This window comes from Pseudomonadota bacterium (genome assembly GCA_039033415.1).
Taxonomy (GTDB): domain Bacteria; phylum Pseudomonadota; class Gammaproteobacteria; order Xanthomonadales; family SZUA-38; genus JANQOZ01.
Genome location: JBCCCR010000029.1, coordinates 1 through 23,749, shown reverse-complemented (window position 1 = coordinate 23,749; position 23,749 = coordinate 1). Strand labels below are relative to the sequence as shown.

The window sequence follows — 23,749 nt, the reverse complement described above, 5'->3', positions numbered from 1 at the left end:
TTTTCACGACAAAGCGCCTAGAAGCTGAACGTCAGGTCCATGCCGTACCACTGGGGCGGACCATAAACCGCGGTACCGCCGAGGATCCCGAGATCCAGCCCGTAGAGCTTGTACTCTTCGTCGGCGAGGTTTTTGACCCAGCCTCGAACGTTCCAGCGCTGGTCGGCGCTGGTCCAACCCAGGCTGGCGTTGGCGACCCCGTAAGAACTCTGGAAGGCCGCACCGCCATTGGTGACCTCCAGGAACTGATCGTCGTACCAGACTCCGTCAAGCTGCGCAGCAAAGTTGCCGCCCAACGCATCCCAGTTGTAGCGGAATAGGTAGTTGAAGCTGACGTTCGGGGTGTTGGGCAGCTCCCGGTCGTCGAGGAAGTCGATCGGCCAGTCCACGGTGAAGCCCACCGGCGTGACCTGGCTCTGGGGCGTTTCCACATTGTCGACGTCAGAGCCCATGAAGGCCGCGCCCAGGATGATGTCCCAACGCTCACTGGGCAGCAGAATCAGTTCAATCTCCGCACCGATGTTCTGCGCGTCGGCGTTAGACACGCTGGGCGTCCCGTCGCTGAAGGTGAACGCCTGATAGTCGTCGTAGCTGTAGAAGAACGTCGTGGCGTTCAGCCGCGCGAGGCCGTCCGCCAGGTCGGTTTTGATGCCGAGCTCCAGCGAGGTCAGCACCTCTTCGTCGTGGCGAATGCGATCCAGGCCCACATTGGCAGAAGGGGCAAAGTTGCCGCCCTTGATGCCGCGGTTGAGAGAGCCGAAGATCAGCGTATCGTCGCTGGCCTGGTAGTTCAGCTGCAGCCTGGCGGCATAGTCGCCGTAGTCCACCTCGTCGACATCAGAGCCCGCGGCCCGAGCCGCGGCGTTGAGGTCGAACAGACCGGGCACCAAGATCCCCTCTTCCGGCGACTCAAAGTCGGTCACAAACCGGAAGTCTTTGTCGTCCTGAGACCAGCGCAGGCCGGTGATCAGCGTCCATCGCTCACCCAGGTCCCATTCAGCCTCACCAAAGATCGACCAGTTGCGTGAGTCCAGCGTGTAGTCCTGCACAACGGCGGGTGCGGTCAGCGTGGTGGGATCAAAGCCGAGTTCGACCGCCACGCCGGAGACCGGAGCCCCCCGGGTGATGACGTCAGCATCGGTTTCCATATCCAGGAAGTAGGCGCCCACCTGCCAGCGCATGGTGTCGCTGGATCCGGACAGGCGGAATTCCTGGCTGATTTGGGTGAAGTCCGCCACCGTCGTGAATTCGATGATCGGCACCGGAATGCCGTCGCCGTCCTCGGTGTAAAACTTGTCCAGGTCGGAATAGTTGGTGATGGAGGTGAAGTCCCAGCCGTTGTCCAGCGCGTAGTCAAAGCGCGCCGTAAACGCGTTGGTTTCGCGATCCATGAACCCGGAGTAGTCAGAAAAATGCTGGAAGGGCGTTGGGTGATCGCCATCAAAGATGGTCAGGCCCGCCTCATCCACCGGCGCAAAACAATCGAGCTGACTCGGGCAGAAGAAGATGTCTGCCGTCGCGCCGGCCGGCGCGCCGATAACGTTGGTAACGAAGTCGACAAATTCCGGCGGGATGTATGCATCGGCTGCGTTGCCGTAGGGCATAAAGCTGTAGCCGCCGGTCGGCACGTCGTCATCTTCGGTGCGCCGATAGCTGAGATCCAGCTTACCTTTGTCGCCGATGTCGAACTGCAGCGAACCGCGGATCGCGTAACCATCCGTGCCGCCAAGGTCCGTGCCGCTGGGCGGCAGCGGGTTGCCTTCAGGAAACGGCGAGGACTCGATAAAACCATCTGACTCTTCCTGGCGAAACGCAACCCGGTAGCGAACGGTGTCAGAAATCGATCCACCAACCGCACCCTCCACGGCGACGCGACCGAACTCCGCGCCGAGGACAGACAGGTAGCCGTTGGTTTCCTCCTCGTCGGCGCCTTTCGTGATGTAGTGAATCACGCCGCCGGTGGCGTTCCGGCCGAACAGCGTGCCCTGCGGACCGCGCAGCACCTCAACCCGCTCCATGTCGAAGAGCTGGCCGTTGAGGGCGTTCATGCTGGCAACGTAAGCGTCGTCGATGTACACCGCAACCGGCGCTTCCAGGTTGTCGGTGAAGTTGTTTTGAGAAACACCGCGAATGTTGAAGACGGTCAGATTGGGAGAAAACGTGGTCATCTGCAGACCCGGAATCTGCTCCGTGATCTCCACGGTGTTGGTAATTCCCAGCGCCTTCATCTGCTCACCGGAGTAAGCGGTGACTGAGATCCCTACATCCTGCAGGTTTTGTTCGCGCTTCTGGGCAGTCACGACCACCTCTTCCAGCACCTGCGCGCCGGCGCCGGCCGACATGGCCATGGCGACGGCCGCAAACAACAGCGTTCGGCGCTGCGTTTTGAGCGGGTTTCTTGGATTTCTCATGTGTCTCCCTCCGGGATTTTTATCATGTTGAAAGTCAGCTTTTCCCGGGCTACGGGCCGGGATCCGGTATACCTACGGTGCTGGGCTGTGCATTCCTGGCGATGTGGTGCACCCGCTGGGCCACCAGGCCCGGCAGCTTCACCAGGAGCGCGGCACCAAACAGTACTACCGCCGTGAGATTGACCGCGTCGTATCCCCCCATTCCCAGGATTCGCGCGGCAACAAAAGGTCCGATGGCCAGCCCCAGCATCTGCATGGATACGCCGTGCACCACGGTATGGCCGCTCGCGTCGTAGTCCGACAGCGAGCCCAGCAGGTAAGGCATGCTCAGGTTCCAGAGCAGATTGAAGCCACAGACCGCCACCCAAAACTCCAGCGGCGCGGCGCCGCCGGTCAGGAGCCAGGTGGCAACGCCGGTACCTATGATGCTCAGCACCAGCGGCCAAAGCCGGCCGAGGCGGGTTTCAAACAGCACGGAAAAGAAAGCACCGCCGACGCCGAGAAACTGGGACACGGTGAGCGCGTTAGCCACCGCCTGCTCGTCCATCCCGGTCTCCAGCCCGACCAGAAACAGATAGGCCCAAACTATGCCGATGGCGATGTTGTAGATCAGAATGGCCAGCAGCGACAGCCGCCGCGTCGTTGGGTGGAAATCGGGCGGCGCTTCCGCCTCCTCCGCCCGACCGCTGTCCGGCACCGACCGGATGAACGCGAGGCCCGTCAGGTGAAACAACGCAAAAAACACCAGCACGCCGTTCATGCCGACCAGTCCATAGGCGGTCGGCATCACCAGCAGGCCGATACCGCCATAGGTCAGCACCCACACGATAATGAGCCCAAAATTTCGATCGGGCCTCGCCGAGATGCCCATCATGGTGAATGTCAGGGAGATCAAACCGCCCGAGCACAGACCGGCCGCGAAACGGAGGACGGCGAGCGCCTCAAAATCCGTCTGGTTCATGGACAGCAGGTTGGCCACGACGCCCAACGCCACGCAGCCGCTCAGGAAAATCCGCCAGGAGATTTTTGCGGCGATCAGGCTGAGCAGGATGGTGGTCGCAGCAATGCCGAAGACTTCAGCCGAGGCGATGTAGCCGGCCTGCTGTTCCGTGAGACCCACACTCTCGACCAGACCCTGCACAAATCCCGGCTGGACAATAAACACGCACGGACCGATCACCGCCAGATAGACAATAGCCACCAGTGAACGCCGTGAGTTGACGTCCCGCGGCCGGCTTCGATCGCCTAGCAGCACGTGCATCATGTCAGCGATCCAGCTCCTCGAACGCTGTGGTCAGGGCCGCGACCATTTCGTCGCAGTGATTTTGCTGAAAAATTAGCGGCGGACTCAGGATCAGCTTGGTTCCCACCGGGCGCACCAGGACGCCTTCCCGCCGGACCACACCGGCCAGCTCGTAGGCAAAGCCGCCGGTGGGATCGATCGGGTCGCGTGTCTGCTTATCGGCAACCAGATCGATACCGATCATCAGGCCTTTGCCGCGCACCTCGCCGACCGACGGAAAACGCTCTTCGAAGGGTTTGAGCGCCGCCAGCAGATAGTCACCCTGGACCTTCGCGTTTTCCGGCAGCTTTTCGTCGCGCACGATGTTGAGGCTGGCGATCCCCGCAGCGCAGGCTACCGGGTGGCCGGCGTAGGTGTAGCCGTGCATGATTGCGCCGTCAAAGTTCTGATTGGCTGAAAACGCAGCCTCCACCCGTTCATTGACCACGGTGGCGCCCAGCGGGATATAACCCGAAGAAATCCCCTTAGCGAAACACATAATGTCCGGCTTAACGCCCCACCCGCGGCTGCCGAACATGCAGCCCGAGCGGCCGAAACCGGTGACCACCTCATCGGCGATCAGCAGCACACCGTGGCGGTCGCAGACTTCGCGGATCAGCGGCCAGTAGTTGGCCGGCGGCACAATCACCCCGCCGGCGCCCTGCACCGGCTCCGCGATAAACGCCGCAACCGTGTCGGGCATCTGGAACTCCAGCTCGCGCTCGAGCTGCTCGGCACACAGGCGGCCCAGCTCCTCCGGAACATCGGTCCAGGGGTTGCGGTACAGCCAGGGGCTGTCGAGGTGGAAGCAGCCTGGCAGCAGCGGTTCGTAGTTGCGGCGATTGACGTTCAGGCCGTTAACCGACACGCCGCCGAAGTGGGTTCCATGATAGCCGTGCTTGAGGGAGATGAACTTGGTGCGCTCCGGCTGGCCGTTCAGGCGATGAAACTGACGGGCCATCTTAAGAGCCGTCTCAATGGCGTCAGAGCCGCCGGAGTTGAACACCACGCGCCGCATGTTTTCTTCGGCGGTGAACTCAAGAACCAGCTCCGCCATCTCCACAACGCGCGGATGAGACACGCCATCGAAGAGCTGGTAGTACTCCAGCTCGTGGAGCTGCGCGATGATCGCGTCTTTGATCTCCGTGCGATTATGACCCGCGTTGACGCACCACAGACCGGCCACGCCGTCCAGCAGCCGTTTCCCCTGATCATCCTGTACGTAAACGCCGTCGCCGCGCGTGATGTGCAGCGGCTCGCGGGCTTCTGCCTCGTTCGGATGGACCATCGGGTGCCAGAGGTTGGCGGAATAGGCTGACATATGGTCTTCACGTAGAATTCATGAATCGTCAAGTGTCCTGGTCTGCGCCGGCAAGAAATTGACAAAATCGATCATTAATTTGATATTTTGAATCAATGCCCGCCCGCGAACCGACAATCGCCGCCTCCGTTGTGCAATCGCTCTGCGACGCGCTGCCCGACCATCAGCCGGTCGTACAGCAGGGACTGCGCCGATTCTCCCTGACACGTTTCAGCGCTCAGGACAGCTATCACCGCGTACCCCTCAAGAGCTATCTGCGTCTATTTGAATGGCTGGCCGAGGAGCTCGAATCCCCCAACCTGGGGCTCGAGCTGTCCGACCGGACGGGGGTGGAGACCATCGGCGCCGTCGGCTACCTGTTTCTGAGCTCCGCGACTCTGGAACAGGCCTTTAACAGCATGATCCGCAATATCCAGGCGGTGCAGGACGTTTCCTATATGGCGTTGACCCTCGGCACCCGCTACGCCCTCGTCAGCTACCGGGTGGCTCACAACAACCTCGCCGAGTGCCGGCAGGACAATGAGTATTCGCTCGCTTTCATGTGGCGCCTCATCCAGCTTTACACCGGCAGCAGCTGCCCGCTGGTCCAGGTCGACTTTGAGCACGCGCCGCCGCAGGACATCGCTGTTCACAAGCGACTGTTTAAAGCGCCGGTGCTTTTCAATCAGCCCAATAACAATATTTATCTGCCGCTGAGCGCCATGAAGCTCACGTCCGCGGCGCTGGATTCCAACCTCTTTCCGATTCTGGAAGCCCAGCTGAATGAATCGGTGGCCCAGCAAGCCCGCGCACAGCGGTTTTCCGATCAGGTGATCGAGGTATTGTCTGACGACGTGCTGCGCGAGGGCGCGAGGGCCAAGGTGGTTGCGGCGCGGCTCGGGATCTCGACGGCCACGCTGCATCGTCGGGTCCGCCGCGAGGGCCAGTCGTTTAAGGGGTTGCTGGACGACCACTGCAAGCAGCTGGCGCAGCGGATGATGTCCCAGCCCACCCTGCCCATCGCCAGCATTGCGCGGCGTCTGGGTTACGCCGAGACCGCCTGCCTCACTCGCGCCTTTCGCCGCTGGTTTGGAGTCACGCCCAGGCAGTATCGCAAGCAGCAGGGTCAACTGACCGACCCGGCGGCGTCTTCTCGCCCCGCTCTTTGAATTTCCCGCCGGCGGGGCCATGATGGCGAGCACCTGGGGTCTTGCGCGGAACGATATCAATGCACCGAGCCACGCTTTTTACGCTTCTTGTCGCCGCTGTTCTCCTCCTCGCCGGCTGCGACCGTGCTCCCGAGCCGAGCACGCAGCCTGACGCCAGCGAGCCCTCCGGCGCGGCGGAAACCCGACCCAACATCCTGCTGATCGTCGCGGACGATATGGGATACACGGATCTCGGCAGTTTCGGCGGCGAAATTGAAACGCCCAATCTCGACGAGCTCGCGCTAGCCGGCGTGCGGCTGACCAATTTCCAGACGGCCTCTATGTGTTCACCCTCACGGGCCATGATGTTGACCGGCGTGGACGCCCACAAAGCCGGCTACGGCAACATGCTGGAGGAGCTGTCGCCCAACCAAAAGGGACAGCCGGGCTACGAGGGTTACCTGAACGACAACGTGGTGACAATCGCCACGCTGCTGCGCGACGCCGGCTACAGCACGTTTCTCAGCGGGAAGTGGCACCTGGGAAGCGAGCCACAAAGCTATCCGGGCAAACGGGGCTTCGAGCGTTCCTTTGTGCTCAACAGCGGCGGAGGCAGTCATTTTGCCGATATGAAGCCCGCATACGCCCCCAACCCGGACACCAAAGCGGACTATATGCGCGATGACGTCAAGCTCACCGAGCTGCCGCCGAGCTTCACCTATTCCTCTCAGTATTTTGCCGACCAGCTGATCAGCTACCTCGATGAGCGGGACAACGAACAGCAGCCCTTCTTCGCCCTGCTGGCTTTCACGGCGCCGCACTGGCCGCTCCAGGCACCGGACGCGGCGCTCGAAAAATATGCCGGTCGCTATGACCAAGGCTACGATGAGGTGCTGACCCAGCGACTTTCGAGGATGGCAGAACTCGGCCTGCTGGCGGACAACGCCGTGGCCGTCAGCCGACCGCCAAAGGGGCTCTCCTGGTCGGCGCTGACCGCCGAGGAGCAGCGCGTCGAGGCCAAAGCCATGGAGGTCTATGCCGCCATGATCGACGAGATGGATGTGCACACCGGGCGGGTCATCGACTACCTGCGCCAGTCCGGCGAGCTGGACAATACGGTTGTCGTCTTTCTGTCCGACAATGGCGCTGAGGGGCATGATCTCGATGAAACCTGGCCTGCGGACATGTTTCCCAAGATCCGCGCGGTGATCGATCAGAGCTTCGACTTCAGCTTCGAGCAGATGGGCAAACCCGGCTCGTACCTGCTCTACGGACCAAACTGGGCGCGCGTTGGATCGCCGACAGGGCGACTCCACAAGGCCTTCCCCACCGAGGGCGGTACCCGCACCTCAGCCTTTGTGCACTACCCGAGAGTCATCGACGGCGGTCGGATCAGCGACGAGCTGGTGGCCATCAAGGACGTTGCCCCGACGCTGCTGGAACTGGCCGGCGTCAGCCCACCCAACGGCGAATACCGCGGCCGACCGGTCGAGCCGATGACCGGCGTTTCTTTTACGCCGCTGCTGGCAGATCCGGCCGAACGTATGCCGGAGCGGCCGCTCGGCATGGAGCTGATGGGCAAACGCGCCCTGCGGCTGGGTGATTGGAAACTGGTGCACATGCCGCCACCCTTCGGCAGCGGGGAGTGGCAGCTCTTTGACCTGGCCTCCGATCCCGCCGAGAGCGAGGATCTGGCGGCCCGCGAACCGGGCAAGGTGGCCGAACTCCAGCGGCACTGGAACACCTACGCCGAGGAAAACGCCGTCATCATCCCGGACTGGGTCAGCGGGTATTAGCGCCCGCTAGTGGGCCGCTCGACCCACTAAGCCTGACCTTTCTCTTCGTAAAACTCTCGGAGCTGCACCGGGCTTTCGGGTATGCATGACCCGCCGTCCACCGCGATGGTCTGCGCCGTGACGTAAGACGCCTGATCGGATGCGAGGTACAGCATGCAGTAGGCAATGTCCTCCGGCTTGCCGATCTCCCCCTTTGGAATATAAGACGCCATCTCCTTGAGGCCTTCCTCGTCGGCCAGGATCGACATCGCCTGCGTCAGAATAAAGCCCGGTTCAACGCAGTTGAACGTGATGTTTTCCCTCGCGTGCTCCAGCGCCGCGGTTTTGATATAGGCGTTCATCGCGCCTTTTGCGGCAACGTAGGCGGAGGTTAGGGGCATGGAGACTCGCGGACCGGTTACCGATGAAGTGAAGATGAATCGCCCACCACCGCGTTTGCGCATATGCGGCACCGCGGCCTGCGTCAGCCAGAGGCAGGGCTTGAAGTTAACCGCCAGGCCGCGATCCAGCTCGTCGTCCGGGAATGACTCGGCGGGGTACATGGGAAATACCGCGGCGTTATGAATGCAGATATCGAGCGCCCCAAAACGCGCAACCGCCTGCTCGACGGCAGCCAACAGCTCAGCCTTAACGCCGACATCACACTGCGCCAGCTCAGCCTGGCCGCCCGCTTCACGAATCGCGTCGACCACCGCCTGGCCGTTCTCCTGGGTTCGCGTGGCAACCACCACCGCGGCACCGGCCGCCGCAAACACCTTGGCGATTCCCTCACCGATCCCCTGCCCGGCGCCAGTCACGAGCGCCACCTTGCCATTCAGGTCTCCAAACATCACTGCCTCCCTTGGAAAATCGGCCGTCAACGACAGCCCAAGCAGCGTCTGTCAGGCGTCCGGTCTCTGGTGGTCATCATCCACGAGTTACCCGACCGCGACAATTCCATCGCGGGGCGTAGCTGAACTAAACTACCGGCCCGGATCGCCGCTGCGCGGAACATTGACCACCGATGACCAAAACTCAACCTGTGCTTCTGCCAACCGCCGCCGCGCTGACGCTGCTGCTGCTCAACGCCTGCTCGGTTAACGTCACCTTCGGCGAGCGGCCGCTCAGCCCCGGCACCGACTGGGTGGCCAACTCGTCAGGCTGGGTCGACGAGGCCAACCAGGTCTTCGAGGCCGCAACCGACTATGTGTTGGAGGCGAGCGACGGACGGCCGGCCGGCAGCTGGGCCGTGGTTTTGGACCTGGACGAAACCGTGCTGAACAACGTTCAGTATCAGGTCATGCTCGAGAACGACGGCAAATCGTATACGCCGGAGAACTGGTACCAGTGGACCCAGGAGGAGAATGCCACCCTCGTTCCGGGGGCGCTGTGGTTTATCAATGCGGTCAACTCAGCGGGCGGCCACGTGGCTTTTGTGACCAACCGTAGAGATCGCGAACAGCTCGCCACGGAGAATAACCTGGCGAAACTCGGCGTTGTCCGGGGCCAGGATTTCCGCGTGCTGCTCACCCGCGCCAGCCCGCAAGCACCGGGCGGGAAAGACGATCGCTTCAGCGTGGTACCGGAGCTGCTGGCCGTGCAGGGCTACCCGGAGGTCACGGTGGTGGCCTATGTGGGCGACAGCGTCGGTGACCAACCCAGCAACCCGGGCGAAGCGCGGTTCTTCTGTATCGATCAGGGGGCTATGTACGGCGAGCCTTGCGCCAAGGTGCCCGGGCCGGGTATCTGAATCCTTCTCAGCGATCCATGCTTCGCCAGACGCTGGTCAGGCTGGCGTCAGGCAGATTGCTGTGAAGCTCGATCAGGCCGTCGGCAAAGGCCGCCGCCGGGTCGGTCAACCATCGAGTGACGTCCACCTGGCCGCGCAGCGCTGGTCCGGCCAAAATCCCGGCCCAAGCGTTTCGCCCGGCGTGTTTGGCGGCGTAGAGAGCCATGTCAGCCAGTCTGACCGCATCCTGCCAGTCAACCTGCCCAGGGTCAGCCGGCGCGAACGGCATCGGGCAAAAGCCGATGCTGCACGTCAGCGTCAGTGCGGGACTGTGAGGCGTTTCGAAAGGCGTTTCGTGAAAGCGCGAAACGATACGCCGCGCCAGCTCCGCGGCGTGCTGCCGTGAGGTGTTTCTAGCGACCACGAGAAACTCTTCGCCGCCCCAGCGAACCAGGTGATCGGATTCGCGAAAGATGGTCGCCAGCCGATCGGGCACCGCTTTCAGCACCGCATCACCCGCCGCGTGCCCATACCGATCGTTAACCCGCTTGAAGTGATCGATGTCGATCATAAACAGCAGCAGGTCGGCACCTTCGAGCACCTGCCCTCGGCCGGCACCGTAGGCGCGGAAACACGCGGCCTGATCGATCGGCAGGTGATGCTCAGCGAATCGTCGATTAAACAGGCCCGTCAACGGGTCAGTGAGGCTGGCGGTTCTCAGCTGCGCAGATTTCTGCTCGAGCTCGGCAGCGGTCTGACGAAGCTCTCGGGTGCGAAGGGCCACCGTCTCCTCCAGCTCAACCTGTCGCTGCCGCAGAGCGCCGGTGCGCCAGCGGATCATCAGCAGCACCAAAGCGGCCAGCGCCAGCGCCGCCAGCCAGCGCGCCGCCAGCGTTTGGTGCCACAGCGGCAGGACGGTCACGTAACGCATAAGCGTTGCAGGGTCCCACTGACCCTGACGATTGGTGGCCTGAAGGCTCAGCACATAGCTTCCAGGCGGTAGCGAGGTGTAGTTGATGGATCGGTCGCTGACGCCGGCCGCTCGCCACGACTCATCGAAGCCCTCCAGCCGGTAGCGATAGCGAATAGTGCGGGCGGCGAGAAAGTCCAGGGCTGCAAAAGCCAGGGAGAATTCGTTGCGCTGCGCGGGAACGACGATCGGCTCGCTCGGCGACAAGCCGGCCTGGCGGGGATTGAGCTCCTGATCGCCAGCCCGGGCCGCGGTGAACGCCAGCGGTGCGCTGCGGGCCGAGGGCTGCCATCGGTCGGGCTTGACGATCGTCAGGCCTCCGTCACCGCCAAACAACAGTTCTCCGTGCCGGGTCCGCACGGCCGGCTGTCGGAAATACGGGGTCACCAAGGCGCCGCCGGCCGGCCCGATTCGACTGATCGAATAATCGAGCGGATCGATGACGGCAAGGCCACCATTGCTGCTGGCCCAGATTCGCCCGGCCAGGTCCATGAGCAAAGCGCCGGTCAGGTTGCTCGGCAGACCGTCAGACCGCGTGAGGTGATCGAGCGACCCGCCCGGTTCGTAGACATAGATTCCGGCGCCCGACGTGCCGATCCAGGTCCGGCCGTCATGATCTTCCAGGAGCGACGTCACGTAACCATTTTCCAGGGTCGCAGGCGGCGCGTTCCGTTCCGGCAGCGTGCCCAGCACTTCGCCTCCTCCATCGATCCAGGTAACGCCGTCCCAGGTCCCCACGGCCAGCCGGTCGGACGCGCTGGCCAGCAGCGACGAGATCCGTGGATCGGTAAAGGCCGAAGTCACCGACGCTTCTACTAGCTCCGAGCGAAACGGCAGCTGATTCAACCGGAGCCGCCAGAGCCCGTCGCTGCCACCCGCCCACAGGGTGTCTCCCTGGGCCAGCAGGCTGCCGGTGAAGACCGCTTTACTCCGCACGTCAAAGGCCATGCGCGCCAGCCGCGGTTCTTCAAAGAGGTATACGCCCCAGTTGCTGCCGAGCACAATCTGGCCGCTGTCGGTCTGCGCCATCGCCTCGACCGCCCCGCCCGGCAGGGCTGACTCCGGAGTGTCGGGGTCGACGTCGATCGTGCCTACCCTGCCCCGCTGCGGATCCACGATATCGACACCGCTCTGCCGGAGCCCGACCAGGATTCGCTCGTCGTTCAGCTCCAGCAGCGAAGTCACCGCTCGGTCTCTCAGCGCGCCATCTCTCCCGGTGCCGCCAAAGGCGGTCAGCAGCGCGGTTTGAGTGAGATCATGCACGCTGAGTCCGCGGCTGGTGCCCACCCAAACGAGGCCGTTGTCATCCGGCACGATAGTCCAGACCTCGTTATCCGCCAGGCTGTACTTTTGGGCGGGCAGGTGCTCGAGGCGCCGGGAGCGGCCGCTGACAGTATCGATTTCAATCAGGCCACGGCCATAGCTGCCCAGCCACACCAGCCCTGGCCCGACCTCCGCCATGGCGTAGATCCACTCACCGCTGAAGTCGGCGATGGGTACCCGGGCAACGGCGTGATCGAGACTGATGCTCACCACGCCATGGCGAGGTGTGCCTACCCAGATGGAACCGTTGGAAAGCTGCACCACGCTTGAGATTCGAACGCCCGGCTCAAGCTCCGGAGCGAGGGAAATCTCAACGAAAGCCTCGCCACGCTGGGATTGGCGAAACAGGCCCCGGCTCGTGCCGACCCACATGGCGTCATCAGCCGCCACAAGCACGCTGAACGTGCGCATGGTCCGATCGTTGTCGAATGGACCTCGCAGAAGATGCTGTGATGAGCCGGTGCCAGCGTCGAGCCTGAACACGCCCCGCCCCGTGCCGGCCCAGACGAACAGCCCCTCGGCGCGGTCCTCAAAATCAATGGCGGTGACCGGTAACGGCGCACCCCCCGCCAGTGGGTACTGCCGCCAGCTGCCGTCATCAGGATCAAAACTCCGCAGCGCCTGACCGGTGCCCACCCAGAGCCGGCCGCGCGGTCCCGCCCTGAGGATCCGAATATCCGTCTCGACGTCAGACCATTCGCTCTCGAGCCGCTGGAGCTCTAAACCGTCCCAGCGAGACAGACCGTCGGAGGTGACCAGCCAGGCGAACCCCGCGCGATCGTGGGCAACGCCCGGAACCCGGCCAAAGGGTAGTCCTTGCTCAGCTGAAAGATTGAGAAAAACGGCGTCGACCAGATCGCGCCAGCGTTGATCAGAACTCTCACGATCAGCACCGGACGCATGGGCAGGCCAGATGGCCAGCGTGAGCACCAGCCATAACGTCGACAATCCCCTCATGGCGCAAGCATAACTGGCGGCGGTGGCTGACCCAAACGAGAGTGTTTGATCTAAGCCTGCGCGGCTGGGCCCGTCAGCGGGGCTGCATGCGCAGGCCGCCATCCATCCGGATGCACTCGCCGTTGGTGTAGTCGTTTTCCACGATGTATTGCGAAAGGTGAGCGATTTCCTGCGGCTTGCCAAGCCGCTTGGGATACAGAACGCTGGCTTCCAGCGACTCCACGACCGGATCCGGAAAGGATTCAAACAACGGCGTGTGGATCAGGCCGGGCACAATCGTATTGACGCGGATCCCGTACTGAGCGAGGTCTCTGGCCAGGCACAGCGTCATCCCGATAATGGCGCCCTTGGAAGCCGCGTAGGCCGCCTGACCAATCTGCCCCTCATAGCCAGCGATCGAGCCGGTGTTGATGATGACACCGCGGGTGCCGGAATCGGTGACCGAATCCTGTTTCGACATCTGTGAGGCGCACAGGCGCAGGACGTTAAACGTGCCAATCAAGTTGATATCGATAGTTTGCCGAAACTTTTCCAGCGGATGCGGGACGTGGTCTCGGCCCACCGTTTTGCAGCCGGGGCTGATCCCGGCGAAGTTATTGCAGATGTGGATCTGTCCAAAGCTCGCCAGCGTGTGCTCGACGCCCTGCGTTGCGCTGGCTTCGTCAACAACGTCCACCGCGCAAAAGACTGCCGCGTCTCCCAGCTCGTCAGCCAGGGCCTGGCCGGCTTCCTGATTGAGGTCGAAGATCGCCACTTTCGCTCCCGCTTCCGCATACCGCCGCACGGTTGCTTCGCCAAGACCTGATGCGCCGCCGGTGACCACAGCGACTTTGTTCTCGATATTCATGCGTGTTACTCCGCGTTAGCAGTCTGTTTGACCATTGCCCAGAGCCTGGCCAGCGACCCGATATCCCGCTCATAAGGCATAAACACCTCGACGTGCGCTGTCGGGTCGGGCACCGGCGCCAGCGTGATCCCCCACAGCGGCTCAAGCTCATCGGGGATCGGCGCATAGCGGATGTCGCCGATCTTCAGCCGGCCGCTGCCAGGCACAAAATTGATGTAACCCTGGCTGAAGCGGGCAAATCGCTGCGCGTCGATGAGCTGCTGAGACCCCTCGGGGAGTATCTCCCAGCTGCGGCGCAGATCCGCGACCTCGGCGGACGCTCCCGGAAAGTGTTGACCCGCCCCAAGCCCTACGCCGACAGCGTCCACGTGAAAGGCGCCGCCAGACTCGTAGACCGTTCGCCAGACCAGCAGATTACCCAGACTCGGCATGGCTCTCAGATGATTGGGCTCGTGACCGCGAGCCTCGGCAATCGCCCGCATTTCCGATTCGGCACGCTGCTGCTGGAGACCGCCCAGAAACAGGTAAGCAAATAGCCACAGCAAGCCAACCCAAGCCAGGCGCGGACTCCGGCGCCAGCGAGCCAGCGCCACCGCCAGCAGCAGCGGCAGGGTCACCAGCGGATCGATGATGGAGACCAGATCCAGCGACAACCGCAGATCGGACACCGGCCACAGCAGCGACGTCCCATAGCTCGTACACAAATCCAGCAGGCCGTGGGTTGCAATCCCGAGCATGCTGAAAGCCAGCGTGAGCTTCATCGACAGGCCCCACCGTCGGCCCAGGGTGCCGTGCAGCAGCAGGCCGGCCAGCAGGCCGCCAAGCGGGATATAAAACAGTGAATGGGTAAAGTGCCGGTGATATTCCAGCGCCAGGACCGGATCGGTGGACGACCGAATTAGCACGTCCAGGTCGGGCGTCATCGCCGCGAGACCGCCGATCAGCGCCGCTTTGCCAAGGTCAGCTTTGCTGGACGCGGACTGCGCCGCCAGGGCACCGAGCGTGCCCTGGGTTAAGGGATCCATAAGCGGTTGTTACCGTCGAGCCGAAAAGGGCCCGTATTGTCGCCGCATCAGGCGACGATCACCAGTGATCGGCCGGCCGTGGAATCAGGTCATCCCCAGCGGCTAGGGGTCTTCCCAGGGCCCGGGGATCCAAATCCCCGATCCGTCTCGGTGGCTCTCCCGAATCTCGACGCCCAGCGCGCTGCGCTGGTGAAGCAATAGATCATCCTTCCGTGGGTCACCCAGCAACAGCCGCGGCATCCAATTCACGCGGGCCTTCTGATTAAGATCGGGCGGCTGTTCGAAGCCATCGGCGAAGAGAAGCTCCTGGACGGTCGTCAAGTCCTGCGCTTCGTTGTCAGCAAGCGTCGGGTCGGCTGTGCCGAGCGGCGGCTGCACGCTGGCGCGATTCTCGATGACCGTCTGCACCGGAGCGTCGACCGTGACCGACAGCGTATAAACCACCTGACTCCCGGCCAGCAGGTCTACCAGATCGTCGATATCCCCGCTCCCCGTTGCGCCACAGCTCGCCCCCTGACCGGGGCTGCAAACCCAGCTTGCACCAACCAGCTCGGCCGGTATCTGGTCCTGCACCCGTGCGCCGCTGACGGACGCCGGACCGCTGTTCTGGACCGTCAACACGTAGTCGAGCATCCCACCGAGCGCAACGCTCTCTTTTCCGTCAGTCTTGCTGATCGACAGATCCGCCTCGGGACCTGGATTGCTGACCACAAAACTCTCGTCCTCCGATGGCTCGACCGTTGGCAGCGTGTTGCCAGCCGGATCCACAATCGACTGCGCGGCGCGCAAATCGAGGCCCACCGGCCCATTAAAGCTGGCGAGGTCACCGCCGCTGACCGTCAGCTCGTATACGGCGGCGCTCACCGCGACAACCCCATTCACCTGCGCCAGCGTGCCGCCGCTGACGGCAAAATCCGCGGCGCTTGGCGGAACGATGTCCTCGTCGAAGACCGCGCGAAAAGTGAGGACATCCGCGTCGGTGAGCGGCCCAGGCGGGTCCTGGCGAAGAAACGACAGCAGCGTCGGCCGCACGGCGTCAAAGGTCACGGTGTTGTCGACGCTGGTCGACGCCAAACTCGGGTTGCCGCCGCCGTCCTGCGCGGCGCCGGCTGGCAGCGAAACGATCACCGTCCCCTCACCGGTCATACCGCTGACCGCCAGGTTGTAAGTGGTGCCGCTGCCGGATACCGAAACGTTGGTGGCGCCGGCCGTACCGCCAAGCATCACGTCAGAGCTCTCCAGCCCGGTCACCGGCTCGCTGAAGGTAGCTCGGAAGCTGATCGGCACCAGCCGAGCCGGGTCGGGCTGCGAGATCGCCTGTTCCACCGTCACGGTCAGCTCGTTGGCGACGAGATAACTCTCGTCAATCGGCGGCTCAACCGCCGGCAGCGCGTTGCCCGCAAGGTCAACAATCGCCTGACCGGCGCTGAGGTTCAGCCCAACCGGCCCATCAAAAAAAGCCAGGTCGCCGCCGGCGACCACCACATCATAGACCGCACCGGAAACCGGAAAGATGGTACTGACCAGCGCCGTTGTTGCGCCGTCGACGGCAAAATCGGTGGGACTTGGGAGCTGAATATCCTCATCAAAAACCGCCTGAAAAACGAGCGTGTCCTCGTCGGTATTTTCGTCGAGCGGCGACAGCCGGGAAAAAGATAGTACGTCAGGCGGCTGAGAGTCGATTGAACCCTTTATCGTGGAAGCGACAGACTTGGGTGGCAGATCGACAGTCCGCTCGCTGCCATTAGCAACTGCAACTGACCCGAGCAGCAAGACGGTCAGACCAACAATCACGGCCCGCCGTTCCCGAATCGGGGCGCACCTTTCAGCAGGTTTATTAAGTCTTGTTGTCAAAACGTCCTTCCCCCAGGTCGCCGCATGGTCGACCCTAGCATAGGCACCGCAGCCGGTTCCGTGTCCTGTCTCGAGCTGACCACACCACACTCACTAATCATCGGCGGCATCGAGGCGAACCTTAGATGACTGTCGGGGTCGACGACCTGGCGTAGGTTATAGTTCTGCGCCTGGGAGCGGAGAAATACACGTGCGTATAGCCAGCATGGCCATCATGGTCGCAGCCCTGACAGTCGTTCTTACGGGGTGCGCGCGGGAGATCGAGACCACCGAAAGCGATGCAGTCGTGCGGATCGTTCGCGACGGTTACGGCGTACCCCACATCTTTTCCGACGACCGCTACGGACTCTATCTGGGCTATGGCTACGCGGTCGCCCAGGATCGGCTGTTCCAGATGGAGATGGCCCGGCGCAGCACGCAGGGTCTCGTCGCTGAGGTTCTCGGCAAGGCTTACCTGGACTACGACATCGACACCCGCAGGCTCTTCAGCCCCACCTCGATCAGGCGGCAGCTCGCTGAACTAAAGCCCCAGGACATGGCCATTTTTACCGGCTTTGCCGATGGGCTTAACCGCTGGATCGAAACGATCGTCGATACGCCGGCAACGCTGCTGCCGCTGCAGTTTAAGCAGCTGGGATTCCGCCCGGGCCCCTGGACGCCTTACGACGTCGCCATGATCTTCATCGGCACCATGAACAACCGCTATGGCGACTTCAATACGGAGCTGGAAAACGCCGCCATCCTCGCGGAGCTTATTTCTCGGCACGGTGAGCTTGCGGGCCGCAAACTGTTCGATCTACTGAACCCTCGCTTCACCGAGAACGCGCCGACGACCATCCCGTCAGCCGACTGGTCACGGCCGGCGTACGATTCGCTGGCGGACTCTGCGGCATCGCCGGCAGCGGCGCTGGAGCTCGCCGCGCTGACGCCCACACCGGCAACCGCCGGCTTTAGCAACGTCTACCTGGTCGGCCGCGCCAAGGCCATGGGCGCCGAGGCGATTTTGGTGAACGGGCCTCAGTTTGGCTGGTTTAACCCGGCATACGTCTATTCGGTGGGACTGCATGGTCCGGACCGGGCGGTTGTGGGCAACACCCCTTTTGCCTATCCCATGATCATGTTTGGCCACAACGACCGGATCGCCTGGGGCAGCACCTGGGGTGCCAGCGATATCGTCGATGTATTTGTCGAGCAGCTGAATCCCGAAGACGCCGGACAATATGTCTATCGCGGTGAAACCGTTGACTTCGAGCGCCGGATCGAACGATTTTTGATCAAGGACGGTGAGCCGGTATCGGTCGAACTGCTGCGGTCGGTCCACGGCCCGATTGTCAAAATGGACGAAGCGGCCGGTGTTGCCTACGCCAAAAAGCGCGCCTGGGACGGCGAGGAGCTGGCGACGCTGCTCGCGTGGCTGCGCGCCACCTGGGCCGGCGACTGGAACGAGTGGAAAACGGAAGCCGCCCGCTCCGCGATCAACGTCAACATGTACTTCGCGGACGTCGCGGGCAACATCGGCTACTTCCACGGTGGCAAGTATCCGCGTCGCCGGCCGGGTCACGATAACCGACTGCCCGTATCGGGCGGCGGCGATATGGACTGGGAGGGGCGCCAGTCGATCGACCGGGCCAATCCCCATGTCCTTAATCCCGGCACCGGGTTTCTGGCGAACTGGAACAACAAACCCGGGGAAGGCGTCATGAACCCGGACTTCTTTTTCTACTCCTGGTCTCGAGCGGATCGGGTGGACTACCTGAATGACGCGCTGGCGGCCATGGACCGGATCACGCCGGACGCCGCCTGGGATCTGCTGACGGGTAGCTCCTACGCCGACGTATACGCCCCTTATCTGCTCCCCTTGCTGCAAGGAGCGCTGGCGGAGACCGACGATGAGTCTATGCTCGATGCGTACCGAATGCTGGAGCGGTGGAATCAGCTGTCGGTTGATAAGGACGCTGACGGATTCTATGACCAGCCTGCGACGGCCCTGTTCCGCCGTTTTGTGGCGGCGCTTATTGAACAGGTTCTGAGAGACGATCTTGGAGAAGTCTGGCCGTTCTATGCGGCCACCGGCTACCCCACCTCGCAGGCGCCGACGGCCGCGGGAACCAATCTGCCGGCGGGCCTGAAAGCGATCGTCGAAGCGGCTGACGGCCGCGCTGGTTACGACCTTTTTAACGGCGCTGGCGTCGACGCGGTGGTCCGGATCGCCTTCGCGGAGGCCATTGCTGCAAGCCGGGAACAACCCCGACTAGCCACGGCTCCCAGACCTTTTGCGCCCAAAAATTTTCTCGGCATTCCTCAGGCGCTGGACCAGGAGCTGATGACCGCCCCCATCGAGCAGAACCGAGGCACCGAAAACAACATGATTGTGCTGCGCCCGGGAGCCATCGAGGGATGGGAAGTGACGCCGCCGGGTCAGTCAGGGTTTATCGACCCCGACGGAAAGCGCTCGCCCCACTACGAAGATCAGTTCGAGATGTATCATCGCTTCGGCCGCAAACGCACCTGGTATTACGAGGCGGATATCGAAGAGCAGAAGCGGTCGGAAACGACCCTCGGGTATCAGCGACGCAACTAGATACAGACGCGGCGGCGCGGGCACTCAGTTCGGGGCTTTAATGAGCTCTGGCCCAACGGTCGCTGAACGGCCGTGGAAGCGAGCGACCAGCTTTTGATCCTGGTTGGTCACGGTCACATCGTAAAACCCCGATCGGCGACCCCGATGCCCCTCCAACGCGGTGGCCGTCAATTCATCACCGAGCTTGCCTGGGCGCACAAAATCGATTGCCGCACCAGCGGCGACGGTCACCTGGTTGTAGCCGTTGCAGGCGAAAGCAAACGCTGAATCGGCGAGCGTAAAGATGTAGCCGCCGTGACAGATATCATGCCCGTTAACCATGTCCGCCCGGACGGTCATGGTCACAACCGCCTCGCCCTGAGCCGGGATTGAGACGTTCATACCCAAAGCACGGCTGGCGCGATCGTCAGCCAGCATTTTGTCGGCACAGGCGCGCGCCAGCTCGAGTGTCTCCATGGAATGCACATTCCCCTATCAGTTCAAAAAGTGCGGCGCGACCGCCGGACCCTCAATCTGCCACGTTTGCCCGCCGGGGAAAAATCGTGATAAATGACCTCGGCCCTGAGGCCTGAAGAAAAACCAAAAAGGAGCGTCTGATGAAGCTTTCGTTTTGCAGTCTGGCAGGTTTGCTGCTGCTTGTCGGGTGCGCGTCCGGCCCTCAGAAAACGGCTGAAGTTCCGGCCATGCCCGATCTCAACACGGTATCGACGATGCTTCAGGAAGGCACGCTCACCAGCGAAACGCTGGTCAACGAACTGCTGAATCGAATCGACCAGCAGGCGGAACTCAACGCGTTTATATCCATCAATCCGGAGGTTGCCGTGATCGCCAGGCAACGCGACGAGCAGCGCGCCCGCGGCGAGGTGATGGGGCCGCTCCACGGGATTCCGCTGGTGGTGAAGGACAACATCCACGTCGCTGGGATGACCAACACGGCGGGCACTCCTGGACTGCAGAATTTTGAACCACGCGAATCCAATGAGACGGTTGTCGCGCTGCAGGCTGCCGGTGCCATCATTCTCGGCAAGACCAACCTGCACGAGCTCGCGTTTGGCATTACGTCCAGCAACACCGCTTTTGGGGCGGTTGGCAATCCTCGTGACCGCGCGCTGTTTCCGGGCGGTAGCAGCGGCGGCACGGCCGCGGCCATTGCGGCGGGCCTTGCGCCGGCCGGGCTGGGCACGGACACCGGTGGCTCCGTGCGAATCCCGGCAGCCCTGACCGGCACCGCCGGATTCCGACCGTCACCTGGCCGGTATCCGTCTGATCGGGTGACGCCTATCTCCCACACCCGAGATACGGTGGGCGTCATGGCGGGCAACGTCGCTGACCTGGCGCTGCTGGACCGGGCCATTACCGGCCAGACCGGCTCAGACGCCGCCGGCTTGGATGTTCCCGAAGCCGGAACGATTCGCCTCGGCATCATTTCCGAGTACTACTATTCCGGCCTCGAAGCGGGAACCGCATCGGTGGTGACCGATGCGCTTGGTCGCCTGCGGTCAGCCGGCGTGCAGCTGGTTGAAGTCAGCTTCCCCGAGCTTGGCGAGCAGGTCGGCGCAGGATTTCCGATCGCGCTCTACGAGGCCCGGGAAGATCTCACAACCTATCTGGCGCGCTTCCAAACCGGTCTGACGCTCAGCGGGCTGGCCCAACAGGTCGCCAGCCCGGACGTCAAGGGGATCTTGGGGGCGGTTGCCGGCGAGCAACCTCCGGTCTCGGAGGCGGATTATCAGGGCGCGCTGGCCACCATCGGACAGATGCAGCGCCAGTTTGCGGCGCTGTTTGCAGACCAGCAGCTCGACGCCGTGATTTTCCCGACCACCATGCTGACCGCCCGACCGATTGATGGCAGTCTGGAGACGGTCGAGCTGAATGGCGCATCGGTGCCAACGTTTCCCAGCTACATTCGCAACACCGATCCAGCCAGCCTCGCCGGCCTGCCGGGCGTCAGCTTTTACGCTGGCGATGCGAGTAACGGTCTGCCCGTGGGTCTGGAAATCGACGGCGCACCCGGCACTGACGCGGCGCTCCTGAACGTGGCGCTGCGGCTCGAGGCCATTTTGCGCTCGTCGGGTTCCGAGTAGGGCAGAACGGATCATAGGATCGGAACCTCGGGTGACGTCGATGCTAACGTGATACAAAATGTTTGAAATTCGTTAAATTTGTGTATCATGTTCATCAAATAATTCCACACGAGGGAGACTTATCGATGTCCGTGAACAAACCCAAGCTGCTGGCAACCCTGATCGCCGGCGCCCTTGCCCACGGCGGCGTCAACGCGCAGGCGCTCGAAGAAGTGGTGGTGACAGCGCAGCATCGGGCGGAGAACCTGCAGTCCATTCCGGTGACCGTCAGCGCCCTCAGCAGCATTGAGCTGGAGCAGGCCAACATCTTTGACGCGGCCAGCATCGCGGTGAACGTGCCGGGGATGGCCTACGCGGAATTTGCGCCGGGTCAGGCGCTCATCTCCATGCGCGGCATCAGCTCCGTCGACGACGGGGCAGGCCTGGATAACTCGGTTTCCCTATTTCTCGACGGCGTCTACATCGGCCGTCTGGCCAGCATCAACTTCGACATGTTTGACCTTGAGCGGATCGAAGTGCTGCGCGGTCCCCAGGGCACGCTGTTCGGCCGCAACTCCATCGGTGGCGCCATCAACGTGATTTCCTCCAAGCCCGAAGAAGAATTTGGCGGCAAGATCGGCGTCACCGCCGGTAATCAGGGCATCCTGCGCTACCAGGGATTTGTGACCGGCGCCTTGAGCGAAAATCTGTCAGGCAAGTTCACGATCAATCATCGGGAACACGACGGCTTCGTGCGCAACGTGATCCTCAACAAAGATCAGCAGGACGAAGACCAGACCTCGCTGCGCGGCCAGCTGCTGTGGACCGGTGAAAGGTCGGAATGGCTGCTGTCAGCCGACTGGATGGACGACGACCGCGAAGACATGGGCCGCACGCCCATCGACAACAACGCGCCGCTGATCCCAATTGCAGCCGCGAACGGCGTCAACGACGTGCGTCAGAACGCCGCCCCGGCGGACGGCTTTTCCAAGCGGGAAGCCAGCGGCATCAGCCTGCAGGGTGACATCGACTACGCCAAGGGAACGCTGACCTCCATCACCGCCATTCGACGTGCTGAGACCGACTGGGAAATGGCTTCCGTTGGCGCACCGCTGGGCGTGCTGGGATTACCGTTTGACGAGGTCATCGACGATATCGTTGAGGACATTGACACCTTCTCCCAGGAATTTCGCTGGACCTCGAACCTCGACGGCGCTTTCAACTACACCGCCGGCTTTTACTACCTGCAGGAAGACACAGATCGGATCGAGCAGTTTAAGATCACCGCTGCCGGCACCCCCGACCCCAACGTACCTTTCCGCCAGCTCGATCGCGGCAGTCAAAACATTATCGGCAACGAGGTCGCCGGTTCTTTCAACGAGACCACCAGCTACGCCGTCTACGCGCAGGGAACCTACGACTTCAGCGATCGACTGCGTCTGACCTTCGGCGCCCGCTTTACTTACGATGAGAAAGACTACCGGGCCAACTCGGTCAACTGTGGGGGAGACCGGACGGGTACGCCGTTTGAAAACTCGCCGTTCTGTCAGGGCGTCGGCGGTAGCCTCAGCATCATCGCGGAATCTTTCGACGTGAGCGCCAGCGACGACTGGAGCGATTTTTCGCCGAAGGTGGCGCTGCAGTACGACCTCAACAATGACTCGATGGTTTTCGGTTCAATCTCGCGCGGGTACAAGAGCGGCGGCTTTGGCGGCTCCCAGGGTATCGCCTCAGCGGCAATCCGGCCGGTCGATCAGGAAACCGCGCTCAACTACGAAATCGGCTATAAGGGCGACCTGCTCGACAACACGCTGCGCTTCAACGCAACCGCCTTCTACACCGACTACGAGGACCTTCAGGTCGTTCGCTTCGGCCCGGTTCCCGGCTCCGACTTCGGCACGTTCATCACCACCAACATTGGTAGTGCTGACATCCTAGGGATGGAAGCCGAACTCATCTGGAACGCGAGCGAATTTCTCAGCTTCTCCGGCAATGTCGCGGTGCTCGACACCGAGGTGAACGACATCATCATCAACAACACCGACGTGTCGGGATCAGACCTGCGCCAGGCGCCGGACCTGTCCTACAACCTGGTCGCCAACTACGAGCTGCCGACCGACAACGGCGACTGGAACTTCCGGCTGCAGTTTAGCCACACGGATGACCAGATCAACGACTACATCGATCAGCGCACCCGGGTTGAAGAGTTCAGCCTGCTGGACGCCCGGATCGGCTGGACCTCCCCCAGCGGCACCTGGGACGTCGCGCTGTGGGGTCAGAATCTGACCGACGACGACTACATCTCCCACAGCTACGTCATCGGGCCCGGCGTGGTCGGCGTCTGGGGCGCGCCGCGAACCTACGGGCTGACCGTCAACTACGGCTTCTAACGATATTTGGATATTTGGGGTCAGAGTCAGGGGGGGGGGGGGGGGGGCGGGGCCCCCACGAAGAGCCCCAAATTTGGGGCGGATGGGGGGGGGG

Annotated in this window: 15 protein-coding genes; 6 read left to right on the top strand and 9 right to left on the bottom strand. The window is 62.5% G+C overall.

Going from position 1 to position 23,749, the window contains the following annotated elements; all coding sequences use genetic code 11:
* Positions 1–17: 17 nt before the first annotated feature.
* The 3 genes from AAF358_20765 to AAF358_20755 are packed head-to-tail and all read right to left on the bottom strand — an operon-like array spanning position 18 to position 5,014.
* On the bottom strand, positions 18–2,411 hold the full coding sequence (locus tag AAF358_20765) for a TonB-dependent receptor (protein ID MEM7707996.1): 2,394 nt from the start codon (positions 2,409–2,411) through the stop codon (positions 18–20).
* Between the two features lie 49 nt (positions 2,412–2,460).
* Positions 2,461–3,675 (bottom strand): MFS transporter, encoded by a 1,215-nt coding sequence (locus AAF358_20760; protein MEM7707995.1) that lies wholly within the window; start codon positions 3,673–3,675, stop codon positions 2,461–2,463.
* Position 3,676: 1 nt separating this feature from the next.
* On the bottom strand, positions 3,677–5,014 hold the full coding sequence (locus AAF358_20755) for an aminotransferase class III-fold pyridoxal phosphate-dependent enzyme (protein ID MEM7707994.1): 1,338 nt from the start codon (positions 5,012–5,014) through the stop codon (positions 3,677–3,679).
* Between the two features lie 95 nt (positions 5,015–5,109).
* Between AAF358_20755 and AAF358_20750 the strand changes: the two genes are divergently transcribed.
* Complete coding sequence (locus tag AAF358_20750) at positions 5,110–6,162, top strand: AraC family transcriptional regulator (protein MEM7707993.1); 1,053 nt, start codon at positions 5,110–5,112, stop codon at positions 6,160–6,162.
* 59 nt (positions 6,163–6,221) lie between these two features.
* The gene (locus AAF358_20745; GenBank protein ID MEM7707992.1) at positions 6,222–7,937 is read left to right on the top strand and encodes an arylsulfatase; all 1,716 of its coding nucleotides are present in this window, start codon (positions 6,222–6,224) and stop codon (positions 7,935–7,937) included.
* A gap of 26 nt (positions 7,938–7,963) precedes the next feature.
* Here AAF358_20745 and AAF358_20740 read toward each other — a convergent pair whose 3' ends face one another.
* Positions 7,964–8,767 carry an SDR family oxidoreductase gene (locus tag AAF358_20740; GenBank protein ID MEM7707991.1) on the bottom strand — a complete coding sequence of 268 codons (804 nt, stop codon included), beginning with the start codon at positions 8,765–8,767 and terminating at the stop codon, positions 7,964–7,966.
* Between the two features lie 173 nt (positions 8,768–8,940).
* On the opposite strand from AAF358_20740, the gene AAF358_20735 reads away from it, so the two are divergent.
* Positions 8,941–9,666 carry an HAD family acid phosphatase gene (locus AAF358_20735; GenBank protein ID MEM7707990.1) on the top strand — a complete coding sequence of 242 codons (726 nt, stop codon included), beginning with the start codon at positions 8,941–8,943 and terminating at the stop codon, positions 9,664–9,666.
* A 7-nt stretch (positions 9,667–9,673) separates the two neighbouring features.
* On the opposite strand, the gene AAF358_20730 is transcribed toward AAF358_20735, so the two are convergent.
* The 4 genes from AAF358_20730 to AAF358_20715 all read right to left on the bottom strand — a co-directional run bounded on the left by AAF358_20730 (position 9,674) and on the right by AAF358_20715 (position 16,561).
* The gene (locus tag AAF358_20730; GenBank protein ID MEM7707989.1) at positions 9,674–12,895 is read right to left on the bottom strand and encodes a diguanylate cyclase; all 3,222 of its coding nucleotides are present in this window, start codon (positions 12,893–12,895) and stop codon (positions 9,674–9,676) included.
* Between the two features lie 73 nt (positions 12,896–12,968).
* A complete protein-coding gene (locus AAF358_20725; protein ID MEM7707988.1) occupies positions 12,969–13,742 on the bottom strand; it encodes an SDR family NAD(P)-dependent oxidoreductase in 774 nt (257 codons plus the stop codon).
* Between the two features lie 5 nt (positions 13,743–13,747).
* Positions 13,748–14,767, bottom strand: coding sequence for a metal-dependent hydrolase (locus tag AAF358_20720; GenBank protein MEM7707987.1), 1,020 nt, complete (start codon positions 14,765–14,767; stop codon positions 13,748–13,750).
* A gap of 102 nt (positions 14,768–14,869) precedes the next feature.
* The gene (locus tag AAF358_20715; protein ID MEM7707986.1) at positions 14,870–16,561 is read right to left on the bottom strand and encodes a hypothetical protein; all 1,692 of its coding nucleotides are present in this window, start codon (positions 16,559–16,561) and stop codon (positions 14,870–14,872) included.
* A 250-nt stretch (positions 16,562–16,811) separates the two neighbouring features.
* Between AAF358_20715 and AAF358_20710 the strand changes: the two genes are divergently transcribed.
* On the top strand, positions 16,812–19,202 hold the full coding sequence (locus AAF358_20710) for a penicillin acylase family protein (GenBank protein ID MEM7707985.1): 2,391 nt from the start codon (positions 16,812–16,814) through the stop codon (positions 19,200–19,202).
* Positions 19,203–19,226: 24 nt separating this feature from the next.
* On the opposite strand, the gene paaI is transcribed toward AAF358_20710, so the two are convergent.
* Complete coding sequence (gene paaI, locus AAF358_20705) at positions 19,227–19,658, bottom strand: hydroxyphenylacetyl-CoA thioesterase PaaI (GenBank protein ID MEM7707984.1); 432 nt, start codon at positions 19,656–19,658, stop codon at positions 19,227–19,229.
* A gap of 140 nt (positions 19,659–19,798) precedes the next feature.
* Here paaI and iaaH point away from each other — a divergent pair, with 140 nt between their 5' ends.
* Entirely contained in the window at positions 19,799–21,286 is a 1,488-nt protein-coding gene (gene iaaH, locus AAF358_20700) for an indoleacetamide hydrolase (protein MEM7707983.1), read from the top strand.
* 125 nt (positions 21,287–21,411) lie between these two features.
* On the top strand, positions 21,412–23,655 hold the full coding sequence (locus tag AAF358_20695; GenBank protein MEM7707982.1) for a TonB-dependent receptor: 2,244 nt from the start codon (positions 21,412–21,414) through the stop codon (positions 23,653–23,655).
* The last annotated feature ends 94 nt before the right edge of the window (positions 23,656–23,749 follow it).